We start from the raw sequence: 23677 nt of genomic DNA on the forward strand, positions 1-23677 counted from the left end.
GAGAAGGAATGGCGCTGGAATTGCAGGGCGTCTCGCGTCTTGTCGGCGGAAGGGTGCATATCCACCCGACCAGCCTGACCTTGCGCGAGGGCACGATGAACGTGCTGCTGGGCCCGACTCTTTCGGGCAAGACCAGCCTGATGCGCCTGATGGCCGGGCTCGACCAGCCGACCGCCGGCCGCATCCTGTGGCAGGGCCGGGACGTGACCGGCCAGCGCGTGCAGGACCGCGGCGTCGCCATGGTCTATCAGCAGTTCATCAACTACCCCGGGCTTTCGGTCTATGAAAACATCGCCTCGCCGCTGCGCATCCTGGGCCGGCCGCGGGACGAGATCGACCGCAAGGTGCGCGAGACCGCCGAGATGCTGCGCCTGACGCCGATGCTGGCGCGCAAGCCGCTGGAGCTGTCGGGCGGCCAGCAGCAGCGCTGCGCGCTGGCCCGGGCGCTGGTCAAGGGCGCGGGGCTGGTGCTGCTGGACGAGCCACTGGCGAACCTCGACTACAAGCTGCGCGAGGAATTGCGCGTCGAGATCCCGCGCATCTTCGAGGCATCCGGCGCGATCTTCGTCTATGCCACCACCGAGCCCGAAGAGGCGCTGCTGCTGGGCGGCCATACCGCGACGCTGTGGCAGGGCCGGGTGACGCAATTCGGCCCGACACCGCAGGTCTATCGCGCGCCGGTCGATGCGACCACGGCGCGGGTGTTCAGCGATCCGCCGATGAATTTCGTCCCCGCCACCCGGCGCGGCGACCGGCTGCTGCTGGGCGAAGTCGCGGTGCCCGCCGTTCCCGGCCTGCCCGATGGCGATTATCTGGCCGGCTTTCGCGCCAATCACCTGTCGCTGGAACGGCACAGCCCGGCGGCGGTGGCGTTCCCCTGCACGCTGGTCGCGACCGAGATCACCGGCTCGGAAACCTTCATCCATGTCGATCACGGCGCCGACCGCTGGGTCGGTCTGGTCGAGGGCGTGCATGTGCTGAGCGCGGGCCAGCCGCTGACGGTCTGGCTGGACCCGGCGCATGTCTATCTGTTCGACGCGGACGGCCGGCTGGCCGCGCCCGCATCCTATGCGAAGGCGGCCTGACATGGCGCAGATCACGCTGAAGAACCTGGCCCACAGCTATAACCCGCATCCGACATCGGAAGCGGATTACGCGCTGAAGGAAATGGACCACGTCTGGCAGGACGGCGGCGCCTATGCGCTGCTGGGCTCGTCCGGCTGCGGCAAGACCACGCTCTTGAACATCATCTCGGGGCTGTTGCGGCCCAGCCACGGCCGGGTGCTGTTCGGCGACCGCGACGTGACCGACGCGCCGACGGCGGCCCGCAACATCGCGCAGGTGTTCCAGTTCCCGGTCGTCTACGACACCATGACCGTGCGCGAGAACCTGGCCTTTCCGCTGAAGAACCGCGGCAAGGACGCGGCCTATATCAAGGCGCGCGTCGACCGCATCGCCGCGATGATCGGCATGGAGGCGATGCTGGCGCGCAAGGCCCAGGGACTGACCGCCGACGCCAAGCAGAAGATCAGCCTTGGCCGCGGCATGGTGCGCGAGGACGTGAACGCGATCCTCTTCGACGAGCCGCTGACCGTCATCGACCCGCATATGAAATGGGAACTGCGCACCCAGCTCAAGGAACTGCACCGCCAGTTCGGCCATACCATGATCTATGTCACCCATGACCAGACCGAGGCGCTGACCTTCGCGCAAAAGGTCGTGGTCATGTATGACGGCCGGGTCGTCCAGATCGGCACGCCCGAGGAGCTGTTCGAGCGTCCGGCCCACAGCTTCGTCGGCTATTTCATCGGCTCGCCGGGGATGAACTTCCTGGACGCCGAGGTGCGCGGCGATCAGGCCCGGCTGCCGGGCGGCGAGATCGTGGCCCTGGGCGCCCGCTATCCGGCGCTGGCGGGCCGGGTGCAGATCGGCATCCGCCCCGAACACGTCGCGCTGGCGGCGGAGGGCCTGCCGCTGGCCGTGCGCCGGATCGAGGACGTCGGCCGTCACCGCCTGCTGCGCGGCGAGGTCGCGGGCCGGGCGCTGAACCTGGTCCTGCCCGAGGGCGGCGCCCTGCCGGCCGAGCCGCGCGTGGCGTTCCTGCCGTCCAAGATCAACGTCTATGCCGATGACTGGCGCGTGGCGCCGGAGGGGGAAGGCTGATGGAAAAGACCTGGAACAACAAGGCCTGGTTCCTGGTGCTGCCGGTCCTGGTGATCGTCGCCTTCTCGGCGGTGATCCCGCTGATGACGGTGGTGAACTATGCCTTCAACGACACTTTCGGCAACAACGAATTCTTTTGGGCCGGGCTCGAATGGTTCGACGAGATGGTGCATTCCTCGCGCCTGCACGAGGCGCTGGGGCGGCAGGCGCTGTTTTCGGCCATCATCCTCGCCATCGAGGTGCCGCTGGGCATCTTCGTGGCGCTGAACATGCCGCAGAAGGGCTTCTGGTCCAGCCTGGTGCTGGTGCTGATGGCGCTGCCGCTGCTGATCCCCTTCAATGTGGTCGGCACGATCTGGCAGATCTTCGGCCGCGTCGACATCGGCCTGCTGGGCCATACGCTTGAGGCCCTGGGGCTGGACTACAACTATACCAACGACCCGATCGACGCCTGGGTCACGGTCATCGTCATGGACGTCTGGCACTGGACCTCGCTTGTCGCGCTGCTCTGCTATGCCGGGCTGCAATCCATTCCGCAGGCCTATTACCAGGCGGCGCGCATCGACCAGGCCAGCCGCTGGGCCGTGTTCCGCTATATCGAGCTGCCGAAGATGAAGGGCGTGCTGCTGATCGCCGTGCTGCTGCGCTTCATGGACAGCTTCATGATCTATACCGAGCCCTTCGTCGTCACCGGCGGCGGTCCCGGCAACTCGACCACCTTCCTGTCCATCGACCTGGTGAAGATGGCGGTCGGGCAGTTCGACCTGGGCCCGGCGGCCGCCTTCAGCCTGATGTATTTCCTGGTCATCCTGCTGGTCTCCTGGGTGTTCTACACCGTGATGACCAGCATGGACCGAAACCCGTCCGACATTCCGGAGGGCCTGTGATGCGCCTCAAACCCTCGGCCATCGTCATGGTGCTTTACCTGCTGTTCCTGCTGATTCCGATCTATTGGCTGGTCAACATGAGCCTGAAGACCAATGCCGAGATCACCGGCAGCTTCAGCCTCTACCCGCACAACCTGACGCTGCGGAACTACCGGGTGATCCTGACCGACCCCAGCTGGTATATGGGCTATGTGAACTCGATCATCTATGTGGTTATGAACACGGTGATTTCCATCGCCGTGGCGCTGCCCGCCGCCTATGCCTTCTCGCGCTACAACTTCATGGGCGACAAGCACCTGTTCTTCTGGCTCTTGACCAACCGCATGTCGCCGCCGGCGGTCTTCGCGCTGCCCTTCTTCCAGCTTTATTCCTCGATCGGGCTGTTCGACACCCATATCGCGGTGGCGCTGGCGCATTGCCTCTTCAACGTGCCGCTGGCGGTCTGGATCCTGGAAGGCTTCATGCGCGGCGTGCCGAAGGAGATCGACGAGACCGCCTATATCGACGGCTACAGCTTCCCGCGCTTCTTCGTGCGGATCTTCATGCCGCTGATCGCCTCGGGCATCGGGGTCGCGGCCTTCTTCTGCTTCATGTTCTCCTGGGTCGAGCTGCTCTTGTCGCGTACGCTGACCTCGGTGAACGCCAAGCCCATCGCCGCGACCATGACCCGCACGGTCAGCGCATCCGGCATGGACTGGGGCGTGCTGGCGGCGGCGGGGGTGCTGACCATCATCCCCGGCGCGCTCGTCATCTGGTTCGTGCGCAACTACATTGCCAAGGGCTTCGCCCTGGGGAGGGTGTGATGACCGACCTGGCCGTTCGCCGCGTCAACTGGACCGCGATCTGCATCGCTGCCGTCACCGTGCTGGGCGCTGCCCTGGCGTTCCTGCTCTGGGCCACCCCCAGCACGAGCGGCGAAAAGCAATGGTTCGACCCGATGATCCCCGGCGGCTGGATGGCCTGGACCTTCCCGGTCGCGCTGTTCTTCTGGGTGATCGCCAGCCTGCTGACGCTTTTCACCATTCTTGCGCTGCGGTTTCCCGAAACCCCGCGCACCGGCATCCTGCGCATCGAGACGACGCGCGGGGACCGGCTGTTCATCAGCCTGCTCGGCTCGGCTTTCATCTGCCTGGGCTGGCTGTTCTTCGCGGGCCCGCCGCTGTGGTGGGCACTCGCGCTGTGCCTTGTCTTTGCCGCAGCGGTGTTCCGCTGGGTCTAACCAAGAAGTCTCGTCAGGGAGGAAAACCATGAGACCGACAAGAATCATATCGCACAGAGGGGCCGGCGCGGCCACAGCCATCGCGCTGGCGCTGATGGTCACGGGTGCCCCGGCCTGGGCCGACATGGAGGCCGCCAAGAAATTCCTGGACGCCGAGATCGGGGAGATGTCCACGCTGCCCCGCGCCGACCAGGAAAAGGAAATGCAGTGGTTCATCGACGCCGCGAAGCCGCTGGCGGGGATGGAGATCAAGGTGGTCTCGGAAACCATCACCACGCATGAATATGAATCCAAGGTGCTGGCCCCGGCCTTTACCGCGATCACCGGCATCAAGATCACCCACGACCTGATCGGCGAGGGCGACGTCGTCGAAAAGCTGCAGACCCAGATGCAGACCGGCGAGAACATCTATGACGGCTATGTCAACGACTCGGACCTGATCGGCACGCATTGGCGCTATCAGCAGGCCCGCGACCTGACCAAGTGGATGGCCGAAGAGGGCAAGGACTTCACCAGCCCGACGCTGGACCTGCCCGATTTCATCGGGTTGAAGTTCACCACCGCGCCGGACGGCGACCTGTACCAGCTGCCCGACCAGCAGTTCGCGAACCTCTACTGGTTCCGCTACGACTGGTTCAACGACCAGAAGACCAAGGACGATTTCAAGGCCAAATACGGCTACGACCTGGGCGTGCCGGTGAACTGGTCGGCCTATGAGGACATCGCCGAATTCTTCACCGGCCGCGACATGTCCTATATCGAGGGCGGTCCCAAGAAGGCCTGGGGCAACATGGACTATGGCAAGAAGGACCCCAGCCTGGGCTGGCGCTACACCGATGCCTGGATGTCCATGGCCGGCATGGGCGACAAGGGCGAGCCGAACGGCCTGCCGGTCGACGAATGGGGCATCCGGGTCGACGAGAACTCGCGCCCGGTCGGCTCCTGCGTGGCGCGCGGCGGCGCGACCAATGACGCGGCGGCGGTCTATGCCGTGACCAAGGCCATCGACTGGCTCAAGAAATACACGCCGCCGGAAGCCATGGGCATGACCTTCGGCGAGGCCGGCCCGGTCCCGGCGCGCGGCGACATCGCCCAGCAGATGTTCTGGTATACCGCCTTCACCGCCGACATGGTCAAGCCCGGCACCCCGGTGATGAACGAGGACGGCACGCCGAAATGGCGCATGGCCCCCAGCCCGCATGGCGCCTATTGGTCCGACGGCACCAAGATCGGCTACCAGGACGTGGGCAGCTGGACGCTCTTGAAATCCACCCCGGTGGACCGCGCGCAGGCCGCCTGGCTTTATGCGCAATTCGTGACCTCGAAGACGGTCGATGTGAAGAAATCGGACGTGGGCCTAACCTTCATCCGCCAGTCCACCATCGACAGCCAGCACTTCACCGATCGCGCGCCCAAGCTGGGCGGTCTGGTCGAGTTCTATCGCTCGCCCGCCCGCACGCAATGGTCGCCGACCGGCACCAATATCCCGGACTATCCGAAGCTGGCGCAGCTCTGGTGGCAGAATATCGGCGATGCGCTGTCGGGCGCCAAGACCCCGCAAGAGGCGCTGGACGCGCTTTGCGCCGAGCAGGAAAAGGTGCTGGCCCGTCTGGAGCGCTCGAAGGTGCAGGGCGATCTGGGTCCGAAGCTGAACGAGGAAAAGGACCCGCAGGAATGGCTCGATGCCCCCGGCGCGCCGGTCGGCAAGCTGGAAAACGAAAAGCCGCAGGGCGAGACGGTTTCCTATGACGAGCTGATCAAGTCCTGGCAGAAATGATCTGACGACGGGCAAGGCCTCGGCCTTGCCCGCCTTGCCTTGCGACCCGTGGAACAGACCGGCCCATGATCCATATCCTTGCCATCGACCAGGGCACGACCTCGTCGCGCGCCATCGTCTTCGACACCAAGCTCAACCCCGTCGCTTCGGCGCAAAAGGAGTTCCCTCAGCATTTCCCCGCCTCGGGCTGGGTCGAGCACGACGCCCTGGACTTGTGGGTCAGCGTCGCCGGCGTGGCGCGGGCGGCGGTGGAAAAGGCCGGGCTGCATGCCGCGGACATCGCCGCCATCGGCATCACCAACCAGCGCGAGACGACGCTCTTGTGGGACCGCAAGACCGGCCAGCCGCTGCACCGCGCCATCGTCTGGCAGGACCGCCGCACCGCCGCGCTCTGCGACCGGCTGAAGGCCGAGGGGCACGAGCCGATGATCTCGGCACGCACCGGGCTGCTGCTCGATCCCTATTTCTCGGGCACCAAGCTGAAATGGCTGCTGGACAACGTGGACGGCGCGCGAGCCCGGGCGCAGGCGGGCGAACTGGCCTTCGGCACCGTCGACAGCTGGCTGATCTGGAACCTGACCGGCGGCAAGCGGCACGTCACCGACGCCACCAATGCCGCCCGCACCCTGCTTTACAACATCGCCGAAAACCGCTGGGACGACGAGATATGCGCGCTTCTGGGCATCCCGATGGCGCTGCTGCCCGAGGTCCGGGACTGCGCCGGCGATTTCGGCATGACCCGCGCCGACCTTTTCGGCCGCGAGATCCCGATCCTCGGCGTCGCCGGCGACCAGCAGGCCGCGACTGTGGGCCAGGCCTGCTTCGCGCCCGGGATGATGAAATCGACCTATGGCACCGGCTGCTTCGCGCTTCTGAACACCGGCGTCGACATGGTGCCCTCGTCGAACCGGCTGCTGACCACCATCGCCTATCGCCTGAACGGACGAACGACCTATGCGCTGGAGGGCTCGATCTTCATCGCCGGGGCCGTGGTGCAATGGCTGCGCGACGGGCTGAAGATCATCCGCGACGCCGCCGAGACCCAGCCGCTGGCCGAGGCCGCCGATCCCTCGCAGGAACTGCTGCTGGTCCCGGCCTTTACCGGCCTTGGCGCGCCCTATTGGCGGCCCGAGTGCCGGGGCGCGATCTTTGGCCTGACGCGCAACTCGGGCCCGGCGGAATTCGCCCGCGCGGCGCTGGAAAGCGTCGGCTTCCAGACCCGCGACCTGCTCGAAGCGATGCGCGCCGACTGGCCCGCCGCGGCCGAGGGCGTGCTGCGCGTCGACGGCGGCATGGTGGCCAGCGACTGGACCATGCAGTTCCTGGCCGACATCCTGGGCGCGCCGGTGGACCGGCCGCGGGTGACCGAGACCACGGCGCTGGGCGCCGGCTATCTGGCCGGACTGGCCGCGGGGCTTTGCCCGGATCCCGACAGCTTCGCCCAGGATTGGGCCCTGGAGCGGCGGTTCCTGCCGGAAATGGCGCAGGAGCGCCGGCAGCACCGCTATGCCCGCTGGCAGAAGGCGGTGCAGGCGACCATCGCGGCCGCCGCGCCCTGACCGTCCCCGGCTGACCGAGGGCGGCCGTCCGCGCCAGAACTGCCGTGTCATCCTCCGGCGGCTTCATCCATATGTCGTCCCCGGCGATGCCGTTGCTTCGGACGAGGAGCAGACCCTCGACTGCCATGCCGCGCGGGCTCTGGTTCCGTGGGCGACGGTGCTGTCTCAGTTTCTTCTTTAACTGTTTCTGTGGGTGTGAAGCACGCGCCCAGTGCCATCCGCGATCATCTTGCCAATGATCGTGCGCGTTCGCAACAAGCAGCGAAAGAGCCATCCCGATCTGTCCGTCTTCCGTGGATTCCAGGCATCAAGCCGGAGGACACGCCATGAGCGGATCATCGACATCACCCCGAGCGGCTCACGCTTCTTTCCGTGGTCGATATCAGGATCGCCACAAGCAGGGATCGGAAGGTCGGGCGGCCAAGCTAACCCGCGTCGTCACAATCGCAGAACGCGATGCGGACAAGAGTCTGAACGGTCTCACCCGAACCCTCGTCCCCTCGGGGGACATCTCTCCGCCGCAGCGGATCTCTCAGCCTATGTCAGCCTCCCACGATGCGGATGACCGACTGGCAATCTCATGCTCCGCCAACTGCGGCGGGGGCCACGACTTGGCTATCGCCCGTCTTCCAGATGAAGACAGTTCCCTCGACCCAGATACGATGCATCAGCACGGACATCCGGCGCGCAAGCGCGGTAACAGCCCGCTTGTGCCCGCGGTTCTTCACCAGCCGCATGCCCCACGCCTTCAACGACGACCAGCGTTTCACGCGGGTCAGCAAGATGTGTGCGGCCTCGTAGAGGGCGGCCCGCGCCATCGCGTCGCCGCTCTTGGAGACGCGCCCGTTCCAGTCGACCTCGCCAGACTGGTAGGCGCGCGGCGTCAGCCCCAGATGCGCCCCGACCGATTTGGAGCGTCGGAACCGCGACGGCACGTCGATGGTCGCACGATAGGTCAGCGCCACGATCGGGCCGACGCCGGGAACGGTCATCAGCCGGCGGCACACGTCGTCGTCACGGGCGAAGTCCATCGCCACCTTTTGCAGGTTGGCATATTCGATGGCCAGGGCGCGCCTCGCGGTCAGCATCGGATTGAGCGCCCGCATCAGCATCGCACGGCCCCCGGCGAGTTCCAGAACGCGCGCTTCGAAGTTGCGCTTGGATACCACGCCCATCTTCATACCGAAGCTTCGCAGCATGCCTCTGATCGCCAGCTCGATATCCATCAGCTTGCGCACCAGCGTCTGTCTAGCAACCAGCAGGAAGCGCAGCTCCTGTGCGGTCTGCGTCTTCACATGCACGGCGCGGAACCAGCCGGTGCGCATGATGTTGGCGATCCCGCGCGCATCGTTGCGGTCGGTCTTGTTCGGCATGGCCGACAGCGCCGCCTTGGCGTGCCGCGTCTCGATGCACACGACCGGCAGACTGGCTTCGGCCATGCCGCCGTAAAGCCATTGCGACGGAGCGCCGGCTTCAAGGCCGATCCGCTTCATCACCATGCCGCACTGCTCGAAGAACGCAACGAGGTCGCCCGGTTCGGAAGCAACCTTCGCCTCCTTCATCACGGCCCCATCAGCATCCACGATGCAGATGCTCGTCATCTCAAGGGAAACATCCAGTCCTGCAAAATAGTCCATCGTCTCTCTCCATTCCGGTTGGTGGTGGCCCGGCAAAAGCCGGTCAGATCACCGTTCACGGTATGGCAAGAGGCGCTTTCTCCACACGCGACGAGAACAGAAACAGTTACCCCAGATAACCTGGCGGGCGCATCGGCGCGGTGTGTGAGCGCCGGATTGGGCAGGCCCGGGCTTCTCCCCTGCATGACCTTTCGCAGGTGTTGCGGCGGACGCGCGAACCGCGCAGATTGGGCAAGGCCGGCCCGCCAGCGGCCTGCCGAAGCGTCACCGAGGAAGAACAGCATGACCGATCAGCCGACCGCCCCTTTCTCGCCCGATGAGCTTGCGCGTTTCGGCGCCGATCCGCTGACCACCTTTCGCGACAACCTGGCTGCGGTCGAGCAGCGGATCGCCCGCGCCTGCGCCCAGGCCGGCCGGAACCGCGCCGAGGTGCGGCTGCTGCCGATCACCAAGACCGTGCCCGCGCATGTCCTGCGCCTGGCCTTCGCCGCCGGCATCCGCGACTTCGGCGAAAACAAGATCCAGGAGGCGATGGGCAAGCACGAGGCGCTGTCCGATCTGGACATCCGCTGGTGCATCGTCGGCCATCTGCAAACCAACAAGGTCAAGTTTCTGACCCGCTTCGCGCATGAATTCCATGCCCTGGACAGCCTGCGGCTGGCCGAGGCGCTGGACCGGCGTCTGGCGCAGGAGGGGCGCGACCTCGACGTCTATCTGCAGGTCAATACCTCGGACGAGGACAGCAAGTTCGGCCTGCACCCCGACGAACTGCTGCCCCTGGTCGAGGCGCTGCCACGCTTTCCGCGCCTGCGTCCCAAGGGGCTGATGACGCTGGCGCTGTTCAGCACCGACATGGACCGGGTGCGTCCCTGCTTTGCGCGGCTGCGGGCTTTGCGCGACAAGGCGCGGGCGGTCGATCCGCGGATCGCTGGGCTTTCGATGGGCATGTCGGGCGACTACGAACTGGCCATCGCCGAAGGGGCGACCGTGGTCCGGGTGGGGCAGGCGATCTTCGGCGCCCGGCCGACTCCCGACAGCCTGTACTGGCCGGGCTTCGCGCCCGGCGCGACCTGACGCGCTTGCCCCTGCGGCGGATCGCATAAGCAGCCAAACTGCATACAATATTATGTGCTTTCAGTCGCCTGCGGGTGATCGGGGACTTGACGTATCGGCGAAGCGGGCCAACCTTATTCATAAGGACCAATGCCGTTCAGCCTGATGCCGAGGGTTTCATGATGGACACATATCTCTCTGCGGCCCGCGACCTCGTGGTCCAGGGGATGCGCGAAAGCCAGGTCGCGCTGACGTCGGAGCTTGAGTTCCACCTGGCCGCGACCCTGGCCCGCTACATGCATCATCCCATCGTGCCCGACCGGCTGACGATCCGGCTGATGGATGCGGTCCACCGGCGCGCGCGGCAGGGCGAGTCGCGGCAGATCGGCGACGACTGCCTGATCTCATGCGCCTTCTTTGCGGCGCGGCTCACGCGGCAAGGCGGGACCATCGTCCATTATGCCGGGTTGGGGCAGGCCGCCTATGAGATCGCGGGAATGCCTGACGTGGCCTGCGGCTTTCCCGACATGCTGGACGTGTTGCAGGCCAGCAGCCCGGCCATCGAGGAACGGCCGCGGCCGCAGGACGACGAGGCGGCGCCGCCCGAGACGCAGGACCGCAGGTTCCTGCTTTTGCAACGCAGATTCAGGCACTGAGGGCTGACGGCTCTCGGACTGAGCGAGCCGGTGACCAAGAACGGACCGACCTGATGGCGGCGGGCCGGATGTCGGGAGAGCACGAAGAGCGGCACCAAGGCCTGGCCGATTGGGCCATTCGGCAGCGTGTTCCAGCCGAGACCGCTTGTAGGGTGGTCTATTGCCCATCGCAGCGAGGCAGGAGCCACCGCCGCACAGGATCGGGATCGCCCGCGCAGCAGCGGGTCGGGACCCGCAGGCTGGCCGCACCTGGCGCTTAGCGGGATTTCGTCCATGAACGAGGCGGCGGCATCAGGACATCCGGGATCCTTCGCGGCCGCGGCGGCGCCCTGCTTGCGATCACGAATGAGGCACGCCCGCCCGCCGGCCGTCGCCCTCGCAGGAAGCGGAAGGCCGACCCGGCGCATCTCCATCGAGAACCGAAAAGGCAGGACACCCTTCGCCTCCGCTCCGCGGCGCCGGCTCTCGAACCTGCGGCGACAGCATGGCAGGATATAGCTGCCGGGGCGTTGGCCTTGGGCGCCTGGTCCATGACGGGCGGAGGTGCGCGCTTGTCCGACTGCGCGTCAAGCCGGACCGCCCGGGTCAACCCCCACGAGTGCTCACGCCTTTTGGTCACGGCCCGCCATTCCCTCGGGCCCACCGATCAGTCGCCGGCATGCTGACCGTGATCGAAAAGACCTTTGGCCGGCCTCGGGTGGGTTGCGGACAGGCTGATGATGCCGGCGCTGTGGCCGCATTCGGCCAGCAGGCAGCTCGTGAATAGAACGCCAGGGCACGACATGGTCCTGCCGGTGCCGATGGCAAAAATCTGTAGACAGATGTTCGTGAGCGGCCCGGATCGCGCTGCCATGAAGCATCCGCCCGATAGAGCCGCCCAGATATTCGGCATGCATCCGATAGGACAGGCGGTCGCGGGTATCAGGTCAAAAAACGGCGCCGTCCCCGTCAGATCGTCGCCGACAAGCCGTGACCGGATCGGTTGGTTTCGGGCGCAGCCGGACGGCCCGGCCATCCGGTCGGCCGAGAGGTGGCGGTTTCACAACATGCTTTTCAAGAACTTCCGCACCTTGGCCCGGTCCGGGCAACGGGCGTTGACATGGATCAATGCGGCGGGCCCCTCGGCTAGCCTAGCTAAGGGATGCGGGGAATGGACGGCCTTTCCAGATCGGAGACGGAAGAACGCGGCATGGGCGACAGGATGCAGGCATCGGCCCCCGCCGGGGCTGCAGGCGGCACGCCCTGGCACGCGCAGGAGATCGGTGCCGCCCTGGACCGCGCCGGCAGCACGCCCCATGGCCTGACCGCGGCCGAGGCCGCCGCCCGATTGGCGCGCAATGGCCTCAACCGCCTGCCCGAGCCACCGCGCGGCAACCCGTTGTTGCGTTTCCTGCGTCATTTCCACAGCGCGCTGATCTATTTCCTGCTGTCCGCGGCCGTCGCGGCGGCGGTGCTGGGCCATATGGTCGATGCCGTGGTGATCGCCTTCGTCGTGGCGGCCAATGCCGTCATTGGCTTCATCCAGGAGGGTCGGGCCGAGCAGGCGCTGGATGCGATCCGGCAGATGATCGCGCCCCGGGCGCCGGTGCTGCGCGACGGCCATCGCGTCTCGGTCCCGGCCGAGGAGATCGTGCCGGGCGACATCGTGCTGCTGGAGCCCGGCGACCGCGTGCCGGCGGATCTGCGGCTGATCAAGGTGCGCAACCTGCTGATCGACGAGGCGCTGCTGACCGGCGAGTCCGTCGCGGCCGAGAAGCAGGAGCCGCCGGTTGCCGCCGCGTCGGACCTGGGCGACCGCGGCTCGATGGCCTATTCCGGCAGCTTGGTCGCGGCGGGGCAGGGCGCCGGCGTGGCGGTGGCGACGGGCGAGGACAGCGAACTGGGCCGCATCAGCCGGCTGATGGGCAGCGCGCAGCCGCTGGTCACGCCGCTTCTGCGCCAGATCGACGGCTTTGGCCGGCGCTTCACCTGGATCGCGATCCTGGGTGCGGCCCTGGTCTTTGCCGTCGCGACGCTGCTGCGCGGCTATCCCTGGGACGAGGCCTTGATCGTCGTGGTGGCGCTGGCCGTGGGCGTGGTGCCCGAGGGGCTGCCGGCGGTGATCACCATCACGCTCGCCATCGGTGTCCGGCGCATGGCGGCCCGTCATGCCATCATTCGCCGGCTGCCGGCTGTCGAGACCCTGGGCGCGACCTCGATCATCTGCTCGGACAAGACCGGCACCCTGACCCGCAACGAGATGACGGCCCGCCGGATCGTGCTGGCCGAGCGCCAGCTTGTGGCCGAGGGTGTCGGCTATGCGCCGGTGGGCGGATTGCGCGGGCCGGACGGCGCCCCCCTGCCGGCCGGGGAACTGGCGCAGGGCGCCGTCGCCGATCTGATCGCCTGCGGGCTTTTGTGCAACGATTCCCGGCTGCACCAGCACGACGGCGATTGGCGCGTCGAGGGCGACCCGATGGAGGGGGCGCTGGTCACCCTGGCCGCCAAGGGCGGGCTCGACACCGCGCAGGTTCGGCGGGCATGGCCCCGGATGGACGAAATCCCCTTCGATGCCGAATATCGCTATATGGCGACGCTGCACCGCGCGGCCGATGGCGGCGGGACCATCTTCGTCAAGGGTGCGCCCGAGCGGCTGCTGGCCATGTGCGCCGAGCAGGCCGGCGGTCGGCCGCTGGACCCGGCCTATTGGGCGGCGCGGATCGCCGAGGCCGCCTCGGGAGGCGAGCGGGTGCTGGGTTTTGCCTGCAAACCCGCCGAGACCGACCGGATCGACCCCGGCACGCTGGACCGGGGCCTCGTGTTCCTGGGGCTCGTCGGCTTCATCGACCCGCCGCGCGACGAGGCGGTGGCGGCGGTCGCCGAATGCCGCTCGGCCGGGATCGGGGTCAAGATGATCACCGGCGACCACGGCGCGACCGCCGCGGCCATCGCCCGGCAGCTGGGGCTGGCCGAGGCGCCGAAGGTCGTCGCCGGCGCCGATCTCGACGCGGTCCCGGACGCCGACCTGCCGCGGCTGGCGCTGGCGACGCATGTCTTCGCCCGCGCCAACCCCGAGCACAAGCTGCGCATCGTCCGGGCCTTGCAATCGACCGGCGCGGTGGTCGCCATGACCGGCGACGGCGTCAATGACGCGCCCGCGCTCAAGCAGGCGGACGTTGGCATCGCCATGGGCCGCAAGGGCACCGAGGCCGCCAAGCAGGCGGCGCAGATGGTGCTGACCGACGACGATTTCGCCACCATCGTCCGCGCCGTGCACGAAGGCCGCACGGTCTATGACAATATCCGCAAGGTGATCGCCTGGACCGTGCCGACCAATGGCGGCGAGGCGCTGATGATCGTCGCCGCCATCGCCTTGGGGCTGGCGCTGCCGATGACGGCGGTGCAGATCCTGTGGCTGAACCTGGTGCTGACGGTCACGCTGGGCCTGGTGCTGGCCTTCGAGCCGGCCGAGCCCGGCACGATGACGCGCCGCCCCCGCGCGCCCGACAGCCCGCTGCTGACGCCCTTCCTGGTCTGGCGCATCCTGTTCGTGTCGCTGCTGTTCACGCTGGGCAGTTTCGGCATCTTCTTCTGGGCCGAGATCCGCCAGCTTTCCGAAGAAACGGCGCGGACCATGGTGGTCAACACGCTGGTGGTGATGGAGATTTTCTATCTGTTCAACGTCCGCTATCTGCACGGCCGTTCCTTCACCTGGCAGGGCGCTCTGGGGACGCCCATGGTGCTGGCGGCGGTCGCCCTGGTGGTGATCGCGCAGCTGGCCTTTACCTATGCGCCTTGGATGCAGGCGCTTTTCGCCACCGGGCCGGTGCCGCTGGCCGAGGGGCTGATCATCCTTCTGGCCGGCGTCGCCACGTTCGCGATCCTGGAGGTCGAGAAGGCGTTCTTCCAACGCACCGGGCTGATGGACCGCATGGGCGGCGCCTGAGCGGCCCCGCGGCACGGGCGCTGCCGCAGGCTGCGACACATCAGCCATCGGTCCCAGGCGCCGGTCCTGCCGGTGGACTTGGCCCCCGGATCGCTTCATCATGGCCGGGTTCGTCGCATGCCGGACCCCGGTGTCAGGACGACCAGGAGGGCGATGCCGAGAACCGCCGTGCAGAAGAGTTCGGGACGCATGATGCCGGGCCGCGGGCCTTTGCGCGGCGTTGCGGCGCGGCCCTCGCGGTGGCTGCCGGGGCATCCCGCCGGGCTGCACGACCTGCGGCGGCGCCCGATCTATGCCCGGCTGCTAGTGCTGCTCTGCTGCATCGCCGTCACCGCGATCCTGATCCTGGCCGGCTCGCTGTTCCTGGGCGACTATATTCCCGCAAACCGCGCCGAGGCGGCCCAGGCCCGGCAGCACGAGCTGTTCTGGCGCGCGCAGTCCGAGGCGGCGCGGCCGGCTGCGCCGATCGGAAGCGTGGGCTGGACGCCCGTCCGCGGCAACCGCGCGCTCGCCGCGGAACTGGCCCGAGCCGCGGCGGCCGAGCGCGAGATCGCCCGCGCCCTGGCCGAGGGCGCGCCGCCGGCAAGCTGGCGGCCGATGGCGCGGGACCTGGCCGCATCCTATCTGCGCATCGGCACCCTGCTGCAGCGCGAACTGGACATCCGGCGGACGGCGGTTTCGGTGCTGCAACTCGCCGGGCTGCTGTTCCTGCTGTTCTGCATCGCCCGGATCGCGCTGGACCTGCGGCGCACGCTGGTCGAGCGGCTGGACCGGATCGGCGCGGCGGTTCCCGGCGCCGCCGCACCGCCATCGGTCGCGGCCGACGAGATGGCAAGGCTCGAAGGGCGGGTGACGGGTCTGGTCGAACGGCTGGCCGCGGAAGCCGCCTCGGCCGGCGAGACCCGCGACGCGCTGCGGCGCATGGCCGGCGCGCAGGACTTCCTGGCTCGCTTCGTCGAGCTGATCAACACCTGGGCCCTGGACGAGGCGATGCTGCGCAAGGTGCTTTACGCGCTGGAACGCGCGCTCGACGCCGACAATGCCGCGATCCTCTATACCGAGGACGGGCCGGTGCTTTCCCACGGGCGCTCGCTCCATTCCAGCCGCGAGCCGCTGGCGCCGGGCGACGAGACCATGAACGCGCTGCGCCGATCCGACGCCTCAACCCTGGTCGAGACCGATCCCGAGGACAGCCGTGTCCGCACCGTCGCCGCCGCCTTCGTCGAACCTTCGGGAGAGACGGGTGTGCTGCTGGTGGAAACGGATGCCGAGCGCCTTCCCGATGCCGCCGGGATGCAGATGCTGGCCATCGCCGCCGGGTTGCTGTCGATCACCGCCCGGTTCCAGAACCACGACCGCGAAGGCCGGCGTCTTGCCGTGCTCGAGGAACGGGCGGCCATCGCGCGCGAGCTGCACGATTCCCTGGCGCAATCGCTGTCCTTCATGAAGATCCAGCTTGCCCGGCTGCAGTCGGGCAGCCATGCCGGCGCCGCGGACAGCCGGGCGGTTATCGCCGAATTGCGGACCGGGCTCGACACCGCCTATCGCGAGCTGCGCGAATTGCTGGCCACCTTTCGGGTGCATATGGACGTGCGCGGGCTGCGCTATGCGCTGCAATCGGCGATCGACGAATTCTCGCAGCGCTCCGACCTGGCGATCAGCCTGGACAACCAGCTCGACACCGTCCAGCTGACGGTGAACGAAGAGTTCCATATCCTGCAGATCGTGCGCGAGGCGCTGTCGAACATCCTGCACCACGCCGATGCCGAAAACGCCGCCATCGCGCTTTCCGCCGGCGCCGACCGCCGGGTGCGGATCGTGATCGAGGACGACGGCATCGGATACGAGCCCGCAACGGAGGGGCGCGATCACCACGGTCATGCTATCATGACGGAACGCGCCTGCAGCCTGGGCGGCACGCTGGAGGTCGAGGCCAGGCCGCAGGGGGGCACGCGGGTCAGGCTGACGTTCACGCCGAAGGCGGCGCAGTAGCCGGGAAGGGGGAGGAGGACATGATAAGAGTGATGCTCATCGACGACCACGCTCTCTTTCGGCGCGGGGTGCGGCAGATCATGTCGGACGATTCGCATTTCGAGATCGTCGGCGAGGCGGCATCCGGCGCCGAGGGGCTGGCGAGCGCCCGCACCCTGCGGCCGGACATGATCCTGATCGACCTGCACATGAAGGGCATGGACGGGCTCGAGACGCTGCGCCGCTTCAAGGACGCCGGGCTGGGCGCGCGCCACATCATGCTGACCGTCTCGGATGCGGGGGAGGACCTGCTGGAGGCGCTCCGCGCCGGCGCCGACGGCTATCTGCTGAAGGACATGGAGCCCGAGGACCTGTGCGCCAGCCTGCTGAAGGTCGCGACCGGGACCACCGTTATCCACGATCGCATGACCGAGGCGCTGAAACACGCGGCGCTGGAACCCGCCGCCCCGCCGCAGCGGCCCGCGGGCGAAGAGGAACTGACCGAGCGCGAGCAGCAGATCCTGCAATGCCTGGCCGACGGGTTGAGCAACAAGGCGATCGCGCGCGACCTGGGCATCACCAGCACCACGGTCAAGGTGCATGTGAAGAACGTGATGCGCAAACTGCACCTGGCAAGCCGCCTTGAGGCGGCGGTCTGGAAGCATCAGCACATGCCGCGCTGCGACCTGTCGGGGCGCTGCCCCTACGAGCCGTTCAGGGGCGAGGCGAATTCGCTGTCGGGTCCGGGCGTCCGGGACTGCCGCGCCGGGGCGGATGCCGACAGTCCGCAGGGGCGGAAATAGCCCGCGCCCGGCCGCGCGCCGAAAGCCGCACCCCGGGGGCGCGGCTTTGCAGGCGATTTGCAGCCGGACGGTTTGCCGGTCACGCGATCCGGATCGCGAAGATCTTGCGGATCGTCTCCTCGGTCTTCCAGGTCCCGGTAAAGCCGGCGGCGATATGGACGCTGTCGCCCGCCTTGAAGCTGCGCGGCGCGCCGCCGTCCTCGGTCAGGGTCAGCCGGCCCTCGAAGAAATGGATCAGCTCGTCGGCCTTGTAGGTGACGTGATAGGTGCCGGGTGTGGCTTCCCAGAAACCGGTCAGAAACTTGCCGTCCTCGGTCTTGTTCTCGATCCAGGTCTTCATCGTGGGCGAGCCCTCGACCGGCTTCCAGCCGTCCAGATCCGTGGTGATCGGGTCGGATTTGGGCGCCTTGTAGGTGCCGAACAGCGTTACAGACATGGTATACCTCGTGGTTGCAGGGTTTTTCAGCCGCGACGGGGGCACCTTGCCGCCCCGTCCGGCGGTTGCGGCGGGCGGCGCGGGGCCGCCTGCCGTCGCGCTGCACGGCCCGGACGCCGCCGGAACCTGGCCGGCGGCACCCATCGGCGGGGCCGGGCCGGCCAACGGCCGTCAGAGCCGCCATTCCAGATCGGGATTTTCGCCCGGCAGATAGGGGGTTCCCCAAGCGCGCTGTTCGCGCTTGTAAGGGGTCTGGTGCTGCGGGTCCTCGTCCTCGATCTCGCGCGCCAGCCGGTGGCCGTCGAAGGTCGCGTCGGCGATCAGCCGCGGCGATTCGGCATCGCCGATGACGAAGACTTCGGCGATGCCATTCTTCTCCCACTCGTCCTTGCGCGCCTTCAGCTCGCGATACAGGCCGTCCTGCGACACGCGGCCGGTGACCAGGATCACGCTGTCGCATTCGTGCCAGCCGTGGCTGTCGTTTTCCCGGCGCGGCAGTTTCCCGGTGCCGTTGAACTGGCGCTTGTAGCCTTCGCCCCACAGGTTGAAGAGCTCGACCCGGCCCGGCTCGATCCGGGAACAGCCGGTCTCGCCGATCACGTTGATCCCCAGCTCGTGGATCAGTCGCTGCATGTTCGCGCCTTCCAGCGTGTATTCCATATAGGCGCCCAGGCCGCAGGTGGTGGCGACGGTGACCTCATGGCCGGCGCGGGCGAATTTCTCGGCCAGGCTGGGCGCCATGTAATAGGGGTCGTAGTTGACGATCATCACCCGCTTGCCGACCGCCTTGCCCTGGAACGCCTGTTCGGGGGTCAGGACATGGGGCAGGCTGGCGTCCGCGCCCGGGATCGGGGCATGGGTCTTGTAGTTCACGCCGGTTTCGCTCCAGCGCGCGCCGGTGGCGATGATCACCCGCGAGGCGCCATAGGTCAGCACGTCGTCCGCGGTCATCGGCTTGCCGCCAAGGGCGATCTGGCTGGCCTTGTTCTTCTTGACCAGCTTTTGCAGCTGGTTCTCGCGATAGTCGCGGTGAAAGCTCCATTCGGCCAGGCCGGGCAACGTGGCGACGTCGTTGACATAGCCGCCGATCTTTTCGGCCTTGTCCACCAGGTGCACGGTATAGCCGCGCTCCATCAGCACCCGCGCGCATTCCGAGCCGGCGGGCCCGGCGCCGACGATCAGCACGTCGTGGTCCGACTTCGCCTTCTCGAACTTCTCGGGGTGCCAGCCGCGGCGGTATTCCTCGCCCGCGGTGGCGTTCTGGGTGCAGATGAACGGCACCCCGCCCATTTCCCAGCGCGAGATGCAGACGTTGCAGCCGATGCAGGTGCGGATGTCGTCCACGCGGCCCTCGTCGATCTTGCGCGGCAGCCAGGGATCGGCGATCGAGGGCCGCGCGGCGCCGATGATGTCGACGATGCCGGCGTTGACGACCTGGAGCATCTTCTCGGGGTCGTAATAGCGGCCGACGCCGACGACGGGCTTGTTGGTCGCCTGCTTGATGTGGCGGATCCAGTCGTTCTCATGCGCGATCTGGTAGAAGCGCGACGGGCCCGCATCCTCGCCCCATTCGGCGATGTCGCCGATATTGACGTCCCACAGGTCCAGATAGGGCGAGGCCAGTTCGATGAACTTCAGCCCGTCCTCGCCCAGCTCGACCCCCTTGCCGCCGTAAAGCGTATCGACCGCGCAGCGCGTCACCAGCGCGACGTCGTCATCGACGGCCCGGCGGATCTTTTCCAGCGTCTCGATCCAGAACCGGGCCCGGTTCTCGAAACTGCCGCCGTATTCGTCGGTGCGGCGGTTGTAGAACGGGTTCAGCCATTGCATCGGCCCATAGGCATGGGCGCCATAGACGTTGACCAGGTCGAAGCCGGTGTCGCGGGCCCGCAGCGCCGCATCGACATATTGCTGCTGAAGCCGGTGCAACTCGTCCTTGTCGGCTGCGTGGTTGTAGGTGAAGCCCGGGCAGCCCGGCACCGTGCCGAATTCCGAGGCATATTGGCTGGGCCCGCGCGAGATGGTGCGCGATTCCAGCCCCGGGGCATGCGGGCCGCCATAGAACAGTTCGCAGCCCGCAAGCGAGCCGTGGCTGTGGACGTGATCGACCATGGCGCGCAGGTTGCGCATGTCGCCCTGGTCCCAGATCCGGGCGGTGATCCGCAGCGTGTCGTCGCATTCGGGGTGGATCGAGCATTGCTCGGTATTGACCGCGCCCCAGCCGCCTTCGGCCTTGACGCCGCGATGGGCCATGTTCATGCCGGGCGCATTGGTGCCGGCGCCGTTGCAATGCGGAACCTGGTAGAACCTGTTTCGTATCGTTTTCGGGCCCAGCTTGAGCGGCGTGAAAAGAATGTCGAATCTTGGGTCCCTGGTCATGGCCGTCTCCTCCGATCGGTTGATTGGGTGCGCTGCGGTTTTTATTCTCCGCCTCCGCCGGAAACCGTATCAAAGCGGAAACAGCCGTCCATTCCTCAAAGAGATTACTTCCTTCGAGGTAAGCCCTACGGATGGGCGGTCCGAATGGAGCTTCTCCGCCGCGGACAGGGGCGTGTTCAGATCGGCGCGCTTGGAGGAGGTGCGGTGGCGGCAAATTTCCATCCTCCCCGAATCCTTAATAAATCATTGATTTTCATATTTATAATATGGAATCCTCGCGAGGTATGTCGCCCATCTACTCCAAAGGAAGTAATCTCTTTGGGGAATGGACCGGCGTCTTGGCTTTGCTACTCTTTGAGGAACCGCGCCAAGATCGGAGGAGAGCCGATTTCAGTTATTCTGGGAGGAGATGCCATGCTGAAACTGATCGCGCATTAGAAGTCAAGGCAGCCGCGGATCGCCGAGCGACGTGAGAATGCATTTCGGAAAAACCGTGGTTTCCCGCATCGGCGTCATTTGCTCTCTCCAGATATTTCGGATGCTGACCCTGCAACTGGCGGATCCAGAATGCCGGGCCCAAGCGGGCCGTTTGGCGCTGTGCCTTCCGCATTTTTCGCAGCGAGGCCATTCCATGCATTGCCCGCCCGTCAGCACGAAACGGGTCGATCAATCGCTTGAGCCGCGCTGATGGCGGATGCGGTCTGCGACGTTCGCGCCTGCGGAATGCAGGGCAATGGCAGGCTGGCGCGCGACAATCCTCGGCGACATGGCCAAGATCGGCGTGCTACGGATCGGTTGGAACAGGCGGGCGCGCGGCAAGCGCGCGCCCGGCACCAGCAAGCGGCGCGGTGGACGACAGGGGTGTGAAAGCCTCCAGTCGGGCCGCGCAAACGGCGAGCCAATGCGATGCGTCTTGAGCTTCTCTGCACGACGGTTCTGGGCATGGCGTTCCTGGTCGTTCTGGGAGTCTGGGGCGGCAGCGGCCTGCTCGGGGTTCAGCTTGCGGGCCTTGCCGCCATCGCGGCGGGTTTCGCCGCCGTGGCGCTGATGATCGTGACGCGGCCCTTTGCCGCTGCGACCGGCCCGCCGCCAGAGCCGCCACCGGGCCGCTGCGTCGACGGATGGGCGGACGCGGTGCTGCGCGACCTGGCTGCGCCCGCCGCCATTCTGGATCCGGGGGGCGCCGTCGTGGCCGCGAATGCCGCGTTTCTTGCCGGGGTCGAGCCCGCCGGACAGGGGATCGGCTTGCCGGTGTGGGACCGCCTCGACGCCGACGGCCACGCGGCGCTTGCCGCGGCGCTGACCGGGCGGAGTTCGCTTTCCGACGTCCCGTTGCGGTTGCAGGGCGATGCGACCGTCCGGATGTCGCTGACGCCTGTGAGAGGCGGGGGCGGGTTTTGCCTGCTCCAGGCAACGGCGCCGCCAGGCGCGCCGGCCGAGGCCCCAGCGGCCGAATGCGACAGCCGGATGCTGATCGACTGCATCGAGGAGATCGTCTTCAGCATCGACGCCGAAGGCCGGCTGATCTTCCTGAACGCGTCTTGGGAACGTCTGCTGGACCACGCGCTGCCCGACAGCCTGGGCCGGCCGCTCATCGGCTTCGTCCATCCCGAGTACCGGCCGGTGGCCGAGGCCCAGCTGACGGCCCTGGCCCGCGGCAAGCGCGACAGCTGCCATGTCGAGGCCCGCATCACCGCCAAGAACGGCGCCGCCTGCTGGATGGTCCTGCGCGCCCGCCCGATGGCCCCGGCCGGGGATGGGCCGCACAGTGCCGTCGGCACCCTGACCGACATCAGCCGCATGAAGCGCACCGAGGCCAGCCTGCGCGCCAACCGGCGCTCGCTCAGCATGCTGCTCAGCAATGTGCCGGGCATGGTCTATCGCTGCCGCCACGACCGCAACTGGAGCTTCGACTTCGCCAGCGACGGCTGCGTGGACGTGACCGGCTACGAGCCCTATGAGATCGTCGGCGATTCCGGGCTGTCCTATATCGAGATCGTGCATCCCGACGACCGGGCCGCGGCCTGGGAATTCGTGCGCCGGCAGGTGGTCCTGCGCCGCAAGTTCCAGTTGGTCTATCGCATCGTCAGCCGCCCGGGACAGGTCCGGTGGGTCTGGGAACAGGGCAAGGGCGTGTTTTCCAGCAGCGGCGAGATCCTGGCGCTGGAAGGCTTCATCACCGTCATCGCCGAGGAGGGCGAGGACGAAATCGTCAGCGGCCTGCAAAGGCTGCTGCGCGATCGACAGCTGTCCTCCTGACCCTGCTGACCGCCGCAGGATCAGGCGGAATCGTCCTCGCGCTGCCGCGGGGCGATGGTCGCGTATCGCTCCAGCCCGACCGGGGCGGCGGCGGCGTGTTTCAGCCCGGCCCGTACCCGGTCCAGCACCTCGCGGTCCGCGTGCTCGCCATAGACGACATGGGTGGAATGCGAGAATTCCGGGGCGCCGGGGACGGCGAACAGCCGGCCGGCGCGCAGGAAGGGCGCGACGATTCCCTGACGGAAATAGCCGCTGCCGCCCATCGTCAGCAGATAGGTCAGCGCCAGCGGACCCAGCGAGATCGAGATGGACGGATTGGCGAGCTCGGGAAACGAGGCCGCGAAGCTGGCGGCGAAATTCGGGCCCCAGTCGACATGGACGAAATCCTCGGCCGCGACGCGCCCGTCCGGGGCGCTGCTGACCAGCACCAGCTTTTCCTCGACCAGCAATTCGTTCACCAGGTTCGGCATATGCGGCGGGTTGTAGAGCACCGCCACATCCACCAATCCCTCCTGCACCCGCGCCAGCAGGTTGGCGGGGTTGTCCACCTCGGCCCGCAGCGCGACGTCGGGGCATTCGCGGCGCATCCAGACCAGCCAGTCGGCCAGCAGCGGATGCCACAGGCTCGGCTCTCCGCCCAGGTGCACGCCGGCGCTGCTGCCCGGGGGCAGGGCGACCTGCTGGCGGGCGCGTTCCCACAATTGCAGCATGGCGGTGGCGTGGCGCAGCAGCCGCTCGCCCGCGGGGGTCAGCCTTGCCCCGGCCTTGTTGCGGATGAACAGGCGCCGGCCCAGGCTGTCCTCGAGCGTGCGGATGCGCGCGCTGACAGCCGTCTGGGTGATGTTCAACCGCTCGGCGGCGGCGATGAAGCTGCCGGAATGCACCACCTCCAGAAAGGTGCGGGCCTGGTTGATGTCCATCCGATAGACGCAAGTTTATTGCCGAAATTGGGA

18 protein-coding genes are annotated in these 23677 nt (G+C 67.3%); 13 read left to right on the plus strand and 5 right to left on the minus strand.

The window, feature by feature from the left end; all coding sequences use genetic code 11:
* Window positions 1-8: 8 nt before the first annotated feature.
* The 7 genes from JCM7685_RS16655 (at window position 9) to glpK (ending at window position 7605) form a co-directional block, all read left to right on the plus strand.
* Window positions 9-1085 carry an ABC transporter ATP-binding protein gene (locus JCM7685_RS16655; RefSeq protein ID WP_074966696.1) on the plus strand — a complete coding sequence of 359 codons (1077 nt, stop codon included), beginning with the start codon at window positions 9-11 and terminating at the stop codon, window positions 1083-1085.
* Between the two features lies 1 nt (window position 1086).
* Window positions 1087-2163: an ABC transporter ATP-binding protein gene (locus JCM7685_RS16660; protein ID WP_074966697.1), complete on the plus strand. Its 1077-nt coding sequence runs from the start codon at window positions 1087-1089 to the stop codon at window positions 2161-2163.
* A complete protein-coding gene (locus JCM7685_RS16665) occupies window positions 2163-3050 on the plus strand; it encodes a carbohydrate ABC transporter permease (RefSeq protein ID WP_074966698.1) in 888 nt (295 codons plus the stop codon). The genes JCM7685_RS16660 and JCM7685_RS16665 overlap by 1 nt, the downstream gene beginning before the upstream one ends.
* On the plus strand, window positions 3050-3853 hold the full coding sequence (locus tag JCM7685_RS16670; RefSeq protein ID WP_074966699.1) for a carbohydrate ABC transporter permease: 804 nt from the start codon (window positions 3050-3052) through the stop codon (window positions 3851-3853). The genes JCM7685_RS16665 and JCM7685_RS16670 overlap by 1 nt, the downstream gene beginning before the upstream one ends.
* Entirely contained in the window at window positions 3853-4269 is a 417-nt protein-coding gene (locus JCM7685_RS16675; RefSeq protein WP_074966700.1) for a DUF2160 domain-containing protein, read from the plus strand. The genes JCM7685_RS16670 and JCM7685_RS16675 overlap by 1 nt, the downstream gene beginning before the upstream one ends.
* Before the next feature lie 94 nt (window positions 4270-4363).
* A complete protein-coding gene (locus tag JCM7685_RS16680; RefSeq protein ID WP_408634337.1) occupies window positions 4364-6046 on the plus strand; it encodes an ABC transporter substrate-binding protein in 1683 nt (560 codons plus the stop codon).
* Window positions 6047-6111: 65 nt separating this feature from the next.
* Window positions 6112-7605: a glycerol kinase GlpK gene (gene glpK, locus JCM7685_RS16685; protein WP_074966702.1), complete on the plus strand. Its 1494-nt coding sequence runs from the start codon at window positions 6112-6114 to the stop codon at window positions 7603-7605.
* Between the two features lie 578 nt (window positions 7606-8183).
* Here the strand turns inward: glpK and JCM7685_RS16695 are convergent.
* A complete protein-coding gene (locus tag JCM7685_RS16695) occupies window positions 8184-9242 on the minus strand; it encodes an IS110 family RNA-guided transposase (protein WP_074968591.1) in 1059 nt (352 codons plus the stop codon).
* A 282-nt stretch (window positions 9243-9524) separates the two neighbouring features.
* Between JCM7685_RS16695 and JCM7685_RS16700 the strand changes: the two genes are divergently transcribed.
* Both JCM7685_RS16700 and JCM7685_RS16705 read left to right on the plus strand, forming a co-directional pair.
* On the plus strand, window positions 9525-10316 hold the full coding sequence (locus JCM7685_RS16700) for a YggS family pyridoxal phosphate-dependent enzyme (RefSeq protein ID WP_074969976.1): 792 nt from the start codon (window positions 9525-9527) through the stop codon (window positions 10314-10316).
* 161 nt (window positions 10317-10477) lie between these two features.
* Window positions 10478-10951 (plus strand): hypothetical protein, encoded by a 474-nt coding sequence (locus tag JCM7685_RS16705; RefSeq protein ID WP_197701087.1) that lies wholly within the window; start codon window positions 10478-10480, stop codon window positions 10949-10951.
* 646 nt (window positions 10952-11597) lie between these two features.
* Here the strand turns inward: JCM7685_RS16705 and JCM7685_RS19695 are convergent.
* Window positions 11598-11804 (minus strand): hypothetical protein, encoded by a 207-nt coding sequence (locus tag JCM7685_RS19695; protein ID WP_139218126.1) that lies wholly within the window; start codon window positions 11802-11804, stop codon window positions 11598-11600.
* 336 nt (window positions 11805-12140) lie between these two features.
* Here JCM7685_RS19695 and JCM7685_RS16710 point away from each other — a divergent pair, with 336 nt between their 5' ends.
* The 3 genes from JCM7685_RS16710 (at window position 12141) to narL (ending at window position 17650) form a co-directional block, all read left to right on the plus strand.
* Complete coding sequence (locus JCM7685_RS16710; RefSeq protein ID WP_074969980.1) at window positions 12141-14876, plus strand: HAD-IC family P-type ATPase; 2736 nt, start codon at window positions 12141-12143, stop codon at window positions 14874-14876.
* A gap of 153 nt (window positions 14877-15029) precedes the next feature.
* Window positions 15030-16868 (plus strand): histidine kinase, encoded by a 1839-nt coding sequence (locus JCM7685_RS16715; protein ID WP_170848963.1) that lies wholly within the window; start codon window positions 15030-15032, stop codon window positions 16866-16868.
* Between the two features lie 20 nt (window positions 16869-16888).
* Entirely contained in the window at window positions 16889-17650 is a 762-nt protein-coding gene (gene narL / locus JCM7685_RS16720; protein WP_074969982.1) for a two-component system response regulator NarL, read from the plus strand.
* Window positions 17651-17729: 79 nt separating this feature from the next.
* On the opposite strand, the gene JCM7685_RS16725 is transcribed toward narL, so the two are convergent.
* Complete coding sequence (locus tag JCM7685_RS16725) at window positions 17730-18086, minus strand: cupin domain-containing protein (RefSeq protein ID WP_074969984.1); 357 nt, start codon at window positions 18084-18086, stop codon at window positions 17730-17732.
* A gap of 171 nt (window positions 18087-18257) precedes the next feature.
* Entirely contained in the window at window positions 18258-20465 is a 2208-nt protein-coding gene (locus JCM7685_RS16730) for an oxidoreductase (RefSeq protein WP_074969986.1), read from the minus strand.
* A 906-nt stretch (window positions 20466-21371) separates the two neighbouring features.
* Here JCM7685_RS16730 and JCM7685_RS16735 point away from each other — a divergent pair.
* A complete protein-coding gene (locus tag JCM7685_RS16735; protein WP_074969988.1) occupies window positions 21372-22724 on the plus strand; it encodes a PAS domain-containing protein in 1353 nt (450 codons plus the stop codon).
* Window positions 22725-22744: 20 nt separating this feature from the next.
* On the opposite strand, the gene JCM7685_RS16740 is transcribed toward JCM7685_RS16735, so the two are convergent.
* Window positions 22745-23644 (minus strand): LysR family transcriptional regulator, encoded by a 900-nt coding sequence (locus JCM7685_RS16740; protein WP_074969990.1) that lies wholly within the window; start codon window positions 23642-23644, stop codon window positions 22745-22747.
* Window positions 23645-23677: the final 33 nt, after the last annotated feature.

The organism is Paracoccus aminovorans (genome assembly GCF_900005615.1).
In the GTDB taxonomy this organism is placed as follows: domain Bacteria; phylum Pseudomonadota; class Alphaproteobacteria; order Rhodobacterales; family Rhodobacteraceae; genus Paracoccus; species Paracoccus aminovorans.